Here is an 8,292-nt window from a genome sequence, read left to right as displayed (position 1 = left end):
GCCTGATGACGCCTGTTCCTGACAGGCAAAAACCAGAAACCGCACACACTTGAACAAAACCCCGCCGAAAATCGACGGGGTTTGTCAGTGGTCTGAGCCCGGCAGAGATGCCGGGCTTTTTTGTGTTTCCTGTTGGGATCAGTCTATCCAGGCCATGTCGGGTTCCACGCTGGCGCAGAACCGCGCGGCGCTTATGCGCGCCTGGCTGATGACCTTGCGGATGAAGTCCTGATGGGTCGAGGCCTGATAGCTGGCCACGATGTGCATGGGCGGAAAGCGCTTCGACACCTGCACCTGATGCAGGAGGCCCATGCTCAACTCGCGCCTGATGGTCACGGCGGGGATCGCGCCCACGCCGAACCCGTCAATGATCAGGTTGATGATCGCATAGAGCGAGTTGCAGCTTGTCAGCTTCGAGGCGAGCGCCTGCTCGTCGTGAAAATAGGGCGCGATCATCTGGTAGGGCGGCGAGTTCTTGGGAAAGCTGATGATCGGCAGGCTCGCCAGCTCCGCCACGCTGTAGGTTCTGTCCGGGTCGATGAGCTTGGGCGATCCCGCCCACACCATCTGCAGCACGCAGGAGGTGAAGCTGCGGAAACCGTCGTCCAGCACCGGGTGCAGCGAGAAGATCACATCGAACTCGCCCTTGGTCATGCCCTGAACGAGATGCTTCGTGCCATCGACCGTCAGCTCGATCTTCAGGTTCGGAAAGCTCCGGTGCAGCGAGTCGATCAGATGCGGCATCCAGGTGGATGACACGGAATCGATCGCCCCGATCCGCAGCGGCTCCAGCGCCGGCACGGCGTCGCCCTGAAGCGTGCCGCGCAACCGGTCGATATCGCCAAGGATCGCCTCAAAACTCTGCAGCACGCGCTCGCCATCGGCGGTCAGCGCAAAGCTGCCATCGCCGCGGTTGATCAGCCGGCTTTCCAGTTCGGCCTCAATGGCCGCAAGCCGGCTCGAAATCGCCGGCTGTGTCGTGTTCAGCTCTTCCGCGGTTCGGCCAAAATGGCGGTTGCGGGCGAGTGCCACGAATGTCTTGATATCAAGAATGCGCATGCGGCCATTCTATAAACGGCTTCGGCAGCGACCGCATCCGCAATCATCGCGCCGCTGCCAAACTTGCTGATCCATGGATGTGATTTTGCACAAAGCGCTCGCCGGATTGGCGCCGGAGTGACGACTTTTTTCTTCAGTGTTTTCCAGGCCGGTCTCGGACATCGGAGTGTTTTTCCGTCACGGGGAGCCGGTTCGCGATGTCCCCACACGATGCGCTGCATAGGGCAGTATCGCGACGATGAGGCATACCCTCAACACGTGATGCGCGGCGACCATTGCGGGATCGATCATGAGCGCCAGTGCGACGACGCCGAGTTCCGGCGCGCCGCCGGGCAGATAGGCAAGGAACAGCGGAGCCACATCGCCACCGGCGAAGGGAGCGACGATGAAGGCCGCCGCGAGAGAGCCGGCGGCCAGAACCACCCCCACCAGCGCCGCCAGCCAGCCATCGCGGACGATCTGGCGCAGGGTATAGCTGGCAAACCGCGCGCCGACACCGGACCCGATGACGATCTGCGCAAGGATGGAAAGAGGCGCGGGCACGTGGACCGTGACCAGACCGGTCGCGTGAAGAACCGCAGAACTCAAAAGCGGCAGGAGAAGCATGACCGAGGGAAAGCGGATGCGCGTGGCAGCGTGCCAGCTGGCGATGGCGACGAGTGCGAGCTTGCCGTGTTCGGTGAGGTCGAACGCTTCGGGGGCTGAGAAGGCCGTACGGTTTGCGGCGGAGAGGTCGATGCCGGCTATCCACTGGATGAGGAGCGGGGCGGATATGAGCAACACCACCAGACGCGCCGTGTGGCAGAGGACCACACGGTTCGTCTCGGTTTCGTATTGCTCTGCCAGCATCGTAACCACGGAGAGACCGCCGGGCATCGCCGCAAAAAGAGCTGTCTCGCGGTTCATGTCTCCCCAGCGCCGGAAAACCATATAGGCAAAAAGGCCGAAGCAGAGCGACAGAAGCGCCATTGCAAGGAGGCTGACAGCCCATGTTCCGGCCCGGGCGATCACGTCGGGTGTGAACCCGGTGCCGAGCATTGTGCCGATGGCAACCATCGCATAGCTGCGCCATGTCGCAGGCAGCTCCGGGCGAAATGGTGAGAGCTGTGTGATCAGCGCCGAGGCCGCAACGCTTCCGAGGACCCATGGCAGTGGGAGATCGAGCAGGAAGAATGTCAGACCGCCTGCGGCACCGACACCGATGGTTACAGCGCCGCGGGTGACGGCTGAAGCCAGCATGGTCAATTTCCGACCTGCTGAACCTTGCGCTGACGCAGTGTTTTAAGAAGCGGCGCGCCAACCAGCACGATCACCATGAACATGAAAAGACCAAGCGCCATGGGCCGTTCGAGCAGATAGTTCAGCGGTTGGCCGTTGGAGATCTGGAGGGTGCGTACCAGCTCGCCTTCCATCATGCGGCCGAGGAGTAGGCCGATGACGGTGGCGGCGACCGGATAGTCGTTGCGCCGCATGAGCCAGCCAAGAGCGGCGAATGCGGCAACGGTCAGCGGGCCCGCAATCGTGCCCGTGATGCCGTATCCGCCCCAGGCGCACATGGCCAGAACGCTGGGCACGAGATAGGCAAGCGGCACCCGCACCACCATGCCCAGAACCCGAAGCATCATGAGGCCGATCACGGCCAGAAGCACGACCTGCCCCAGATTGCCCAGAATGATCGAGTAGACCACATCGGTCTGATTGCGGATGAAGGAGGGGCCGCCGATGATGTTGTGAAAGGAGAAGGCTGCGAGAAGAACGGCCGTTGCAGCGCCACCGGGAATGCCGAGCGCCAGAAGCGCGGTCATGGAGCCACCCTCGGAGCTGCTGTTGGCGGATTCTGCCGCGATAACGCCCTCCGGCGCACCCTTGCCGAAGGTTTCTGGCGTTCGGGACGTTCTCTTGGCTTCTCCGTAAGACACCAGATTGGCGACCGACGAGCCGACCCCGGGGATTGCCCCGATCACCGCGCCGATAAGGCTGCCGCGGATCAGGACGCCCGGATAGCGGAAGGTTTCGCCCGCGCCGCGCAATATGCGGCCAAACGAAATGTCGCGCTGCGCTTCGTCCTGCACGAGATAGGAGCTGCCCCTTAGCCGCAAAAGCTCCGATGCGGCGAAGATGCCGATCATGGCCGGGACAACGGGAATGCCGTCGAGCAAATGCGGGTTGCCGACGGTGGTGCGCATGACGCCTGTGGTCGACATGCCGATCTGGCTGAGCATCAGTCCGAAAAAGCCTGCAAGCAGACCCTTCGACAGGCTGCCGTCGTTGAGTGTTGCAATCAGGGTCAGGCCCCAGAGCACCACCACGACCATCTCCATGGGACCGATTTTCAGCACAAGCGTGGCCAGAGGATTGATGAGCAGCAGCAGGAGAATATAGCCGACGAACGCACCGATAACCGACGCGGCAAGCCCCAGGCCCAGCGCCTCGTTGTGCTTTCCCTGTCTCGCCATGGGGTAGCCATCGAAGGCGGTGGCGATGGAGGAGGAAGAGCCTGGAATGTTCATCAGGATCGCGGTCACCCCGCCGCCATAGGCGCCGCCGGTGAAGATTGCGGTGAGAAACAGCATGGCCTGCAGAAAATCCATGCCGAATGTGACCGGCAGGAAAACGGCCATGGCCATCGAGATCTGAAGGCCGGGGATCGAGCCGAAAATCAGGCCGATCAGCAGGCCGGGAATGACCCAAAGCCAGGGCTCGATGCTGGTGAAGAGCAGGCCGAGGGCCTGTGAAAGGGCGACTTGGTCGATCATTTCAGAGCACCAGCGTCAGCATCGGGTATGGGAAAAGTGAGCCGAACCCCTTGACCAGAAGCACGGTGAAGAGCGCTGCATAAAGGGGTGGTTGCCAAAGACCGCGCCCGCCGCTCATCACCACGCCGGCCCAGACAAAGACGAAGGTCGCGACATCGAAGCCGATATGGGTAAGCGCGAAACAGAAGGCGGCAAAGCCGGCGAGCAAAAGCAGGTCGCCCCAGAGGCCGGTTTTTGCGCTTTCGTCCATCGGCTTGCGGATTGTGTCGGCAATGACGAGCAGCACGAGAATGCCGAGCACGGCTGCGACCGGAACAGCCACCACCAGATTGTTGAGGGAAGAGGAGGCGGAGACGGCACTCCAGAGTATGAAGCCTGATATGGCAAACACGATGCCGAGCAGAGCGGCATGCGTGGCCGGGAATCTCGTGGTCATGTCCGTCCCTCACTTGTGCAGGAGCGAAAGAAAGCGGGAGCTGCGCCCCCGCCTTATCGTCACTATTCTTCGGTGTCGAAGCGTTTCAGAACATCAAAATTGGAGTTGATGATCTCGGTCGTGCGCTCCGGCCCCAGCCATTCCGCGCCGATCTTCTGCTCCTTGAGGCTTTTCACAAACGCCTCGTCTTCGAGAACGGCCTTATAGGCATCGACCATCTTCTGGAAAGCCTCGGGATGGTTCTTCTTGAATTCCGCATGCGCCGCCAGCCCGCGCATGGAGCCGGCAAGAACGGGGACGGCTTCGAGGCCGTTCTTTTCAAGAGCCTGGTTGAGCGTTGGGGCATCCCAGTCTTCGCTCGGCTCATCAGCGGCCAGCGCAAGCGGGCGCACATATTCGGCGATGGAGAGCGTGCCATCTGCTGCCAGAACGGTCATGTCGACCTGCCCGCCGGCCACGGCCGTGCGTGCCTTGCCACCGGACTGATAGGTCACGATGTTGACGGCGCTCTTGTCGACGCCGAAGGCTTCAAGAGCGAGTTCCAGGTTGATGGCGCCGGTCGAGCCGGGCACGACCGAAACCTTGAGCTTGCCGGGCTCGGCCTTAGCTGCATCCATGAACTCGGCGAGCGTCTTGTAGGGCGTCTCTGCATTGACCGCGAAGAGATCGTGATCGTTCCACTGGCCGTTTATGAAGGCAAAGTCGTCGAGCGTGTAATCCGCATCGAAGCGGAGGATCGCATTGGAAATATAGGGGTGGATCGAGGTGGCGAGGAAGTAGCTGCCGTCTTTCGGCATCTGGGAGAAATAGGTGTGACCGACGTGGCCGCCGCCGCCTTCCTGATTGATCACGGAAATCGGTGTTTCAAGCTCGTCCTGAAGGCGTTGTGCGAGCGCACGTGCCGTGCGGTCGGCCGAGCCACCCGGTCCCAGTGCAACGACGAATGTGATCTTGCGTGGTGGCCAGCTCTCTTCGGCTTTGGCGGTGGCCGGCTGCAAGGCAGCGGCCAGCGACATGCCGAGCGCAGCTGCGGCGATTGCGAGTTTTCTCATGGTCAGACTGTCCTCCCTGACGTTGCGCTAAAGAATTGTAGCTCAATCTTTTGCGATGAACAGTTATCGCTCTGAGGCTCTGTATGTCAAGAGAACAGGAAACATTGACATATCGATGTTTTTTAAGGATTTTATGGAAAGTGGTTTTGTTTCCCGCTTTGATTGCCCGCTTGAGGGAGGAAAAATTGTCAACAATATTGGATAAATCTCGTGGGCTCGCGGCCGAGCGGCTGGCCGATGTGTTGCGGGAAGATATTCTTGCTGGCCGTCTTCCTTCAGGGGCGCGGCTGGGCGAGGTGGCACTGGCCGAGCGGTTTGAAGTCAGCCGGGGGCCTGTGCGCGCGGCCCTGAATCTGCTCAGCGAAGCCGGTATTGTGACAATTGTCCCCAACAGCGGCGCGCGTGTGCGCGAAATGGGGCGTGCGGATGCGCGCGCACTTTACGAGGTGCGCGCAGCGCTTGAAGCCGAAGCCGCCATGCTCGCCGCCTCTAAAGCCGGGCCGGAAACGGCGGCCCTGTTTGGCGATCTTCTGGACCAGCATGCCGGTGAGATCGCAGCGCACCCTGAAGGGGCCTATCTGCAGGGGGCCGGGGATCGCGACTTCCACATGGTGATCGCACGAATGGCCGGCAACCCGCTGATCCTGCGCTATCTGGCGCGCGAGCTTTACCCGCAGCTTTCGCTCCTGCGCGTGAAGCACCGCAATGTGACCGGACGCGGAACGAAAGCGCTGAACGAGCACAAGCGCATAGCTACGGCGATCGCCGACGGAGATGCGGAAATCGCCGGACTTCTCATGCGTCGTCATATCCGCAACAGCTGGACTGCGCTCGAGGCGCAGCTTTCCGAGACCGCCGGGGAGGTGGAATGAGCCAGAAGCGCATCCCTGCAGCCTTCATCCGCGGGGGAACCTCCAAGGCAGTGGTGCTCAAACGCGCGGACCTGCCTGAAGACGAAGCCGCATGGCCGCAGCTTTTTGCGCGGCTGATGGGCAGTCCTGATCCCGGCAAACGGCAGCTTGACGGCATGGGCGGCGGGATTTCCTCCCTGAGCAAGGTGTGTGTTGTCGGTCCTGCGACCCGCGATGACGCCGATATCGACTATACCTTTGCCCAGATTGGCGTGGACAGTGACAGCGTCGACTTCAGCGGCAATTGCGGCAATATGAGCTCTGCCATGGGGCCCTTTGCCTATGATGAAGGGCTGGTCGAGGGGCCGCGCGATGGCGAAGCCGTCGTGCGCATCCACAACACGAATTCGGGCAAGGTGATCGTTGCCCGCTTCGCTGTATCCGAAGGCCATGCGGTGGTGGCGGGCGACACGGCCATTCCCGGTGTGCATGGCACCGGCGCGCCGGTCGTGCTGGACTTTCTCGATCCTTCCGACACATTCGGCCGGGGCACGCTTCCGGGCGGCAGCGCACGCCGCGAACTGACGCTGGCCGATGGCCGCAGGGTTCGCGTGACGATGATCGATGCAGCCGTACCCTCGGTGTTCGTGGCGGCCGGGGATGTCGCTGGCGACACGCGCAGCCACCCCGGCGCGATCGACGAGGATACTACGCTGATGGATCGCCTTGAAGACATCCGCCGGCAGGCTTCCGTGATGATGGGGTTGAGCCCTGATCTCCAGGCTGCGGAGCGGCGCATCGCCACACCGAAAGTCGCCATGGTGGGGCCCGCTGCCGAATACAGGGATATCGCGGGCATCACGCACTCGACTGAAACACAGGATCTGCAGATCCGCATGATTTCCGCAGGGCAGGCGCATCGTGCGGTCCCGGTCACCGGCGCGCTGGCGCTTGCATGCGCTGCGGTGGTGGAGGGTTCGGTCGTGAGCGCCTGTCTCTCGCAGGGAGCAGATCCGCTGAATCTGCGCATCGCTACGCCGAGCGGCATCGTCACGGTGGGCGCGACGCGCGATGCTGAAAGCGGCGTGATCAGCGCCGCACGCATCGTTCGCACCCAGCGCCGTCTGATGGACGGGCATGTCTACATACCCTGACCGGAACCAAACCCTCGCCTAACAGGACTGAAGAAAGAGACACGTTTCATGCTGAACCACGAAATCAACCGCGCCTTCAAGCAGCGTATTCTGAAGGGCGGCCCCGTACTCATGCCCGGCGCGGCCAATGCGCTTGCGGCGCGGGTTATCGAAGACCAGGGGTTCGAGGCGATTTACCTGTCGGGCGCAGGCCTTACAAACACCTATCTCGGCATGCCGGACATGGGTTTCGTCGGGCTGAACGAGATTGCGCAGCACACCTCCACCATTCGTGACGCGACCGAACTTCCCATCGTGGTGGATGCCGATAACGGTTTTGGCAATGCACTCAATGTGCGCCACACCATTCGCACTCTGGAGCGGGCAGGCGCGAGTGCCGTGCAGCTCGAAGACCAGAAGACACCCAAGCGCTGCGGGCACTTTTCGGGCAAGGAAGTGGTGCCGCTGGATGAGGCCCGTTCGCGCATTCGCGCAGCGGTCGACGCCCGCCAGGATGAGAACACGCTCATCGTTGCGCGCACCGATGCCCGCGCCACGGACGGGTACGATGAAGCGCTGGAGCGTGCCGCCGCCTTCATCGAGGACGGCGCCGACATCACTTTCGTTGAAGCGCCGCAATCAAAAGAAGAGATGCGCGGCATTCCGGCAGCTCTCAAAGGCACGCCGCAGCTCGTGAATCTGGTCGTCGGCGGCAAGACGCCGATCCTCGATCTTGATGAGCTGGGCGACATGGGCTTCTCGCTTGTGCTTTACGCCAATGTCGCCCTGCAATCCGCCGTTTACGGCATGCAGATGGCACTGGGCCAGCTCCGGGAAACGGGCCGAATGGACGAGGGCGGTCCAGTGGCAAGCTTCGTTGAACGTCAGAGAATGGTCCGCAAGGATCTGTTCGACGAGCTCGAAAAGCGCTACGCGATCTAGAGTGGTTTTCAATCCCCGCACAACGACCTGACGGGACAGTGGATGCGACGGGCGGACATGAAG

8 protein-coding genes are annotated in these 8,292 nt (G+C 61.9%); 3 read left to right on the top strand and 5 right to left on the bottom strand.

Features of this window, described 5'->3' with window-relative positions:
- Nucleotides 1-138: 138 nt before the first annotated feature.
- The 5 genes from AC07E3_RS11515 to AC07E3_RS11495 all read right to left on the bottom strand — a co-directional run bounded on the left by AC07E3_RS11515 (nucleotide 139) and on the right by AC07E3_RS11495 (nucleotide 5,303).
- Nucleotides 139-1,059 (bottom strand): LysR family transcriptional regulator, encoded by a 921-nt coding sequence (locus AC07E3_RS11515; protein WP_223004983.1) that lies wholly within the window; start codon nucleotides 1,057-1,059, stop codon nucleotides 139-141.
- A 177-nt stretch (nucleotides 1,060-1,236) separates the two neighbouring features.
- The gene (locus tag AC07E3_RS11510) at nucleotides 1,237-2,298 is read right to left on the bottom strand and encodes an AbrB family transcriptional regulator (protein WP_478361994.1); all 1,062 of its coding nucleotides are present in this window, start codon (nucleotides 2,296-2,298) and stop codon (nucleotides 1,237-1,239) included.
- 2 nt (nucleotides 2,299-2,300) lie between these two features.
- Entirely contained in the window at nucleotides 2,301-3,815 is a 1,515-nt protein-coding gene (locus AC07E3_RS11505; protein ID WP_478361992.1) for a tripartite tricarboxylate transporter permease, read from the bottom strand.
- Between the two features lies 1 nt (nucleotide 3,816).
- Nucleotides 3,817-4,251: a tripartite tricarboxylate transporter TctB family protein gene (locus tag AC07E3_RS11500; protein ID WP_336066336.1), complete on the bottom strand. Its 435-nt coding sequence runs from the start codon at nucleotides 4,249-4,251 to the stop codon at nucleotides 3,817-3,819.
- A 62-nt stretch (nucleotides 4,252-4,313) separates the two neighbouring features.
- Nucleotides 4,314-5,303: a Bug family tripartite tricarboxylate transporter substrate binding protein gene (locus AC07E3_RS11495; RefSeq protein ID WP_336066333.1), complete on the bottom strand. Its 990-nt coding sequence runs from the start codon at nucleotides 5,301-5,303 to the stop codon at nucleotides 4,314-4,316.
- A gap of 197 nt (nucleotides 5,304-5,500) precedes the next feature.
- On the opposite strand from AC07E3_RS11495, the gene AC07E3_RS11490 reads away from it, so the two are divergent.
- From AC07E3_RS11490 to AC07E3_RS11480, 3 genes are read left to right on the top strand one after another with little or no spacing between them, the layout of a single operon-like run.
- Complete coding sequence (locus AC07E3_RS11490) at nucleotides 5,501-6,175, top strand: GntR family transcriptional regulator (protein ID WP_478361990.1); 675 nt, start codon at nucleotides 5,501-5,503, stop codon at nucleotides 6,173-6,175.
- Complete coding sequence (locus AC07E3_RS11485; RefSeq protein ID WP_478361988.1) at nucleotides 6,172-7,308, top strand: PrpF domain-containing protein; 1,137 nt, start codon at nucleotides 6,172-6,174, stop codon at nucleotides 7,306-7,308. The genes AC07E3_RS11490 and AC07E3_RS11485 overlap by 4 nt, the downstream gene beginning before the upstream one ends.
- A gap of 48 nt (nucleotides 7,309-7,356) precedes the next feature.
- Nucleotides 7,357-8,229 (top strand): isocitrate lyase/PEP mutase family protein, encoded by an 873-nt coding sequence (locus tag AC07E3_RS11480; protein ID WP_025029245.1) that lies wholly within the window; start codon nucleotides 7,357-7,359, stop codon nucleotides 8,227-8,229.
- The last annotated feature ends 63 nt before the right edge of the window (nucleotides 8,230-8,292 follow it).

It is taken from the genome of Nitratireductor lacus, assembly GCF_056431025.1.
This window is presented reverse-complemented; position numbering and strand designations above follow the sequence as displayed.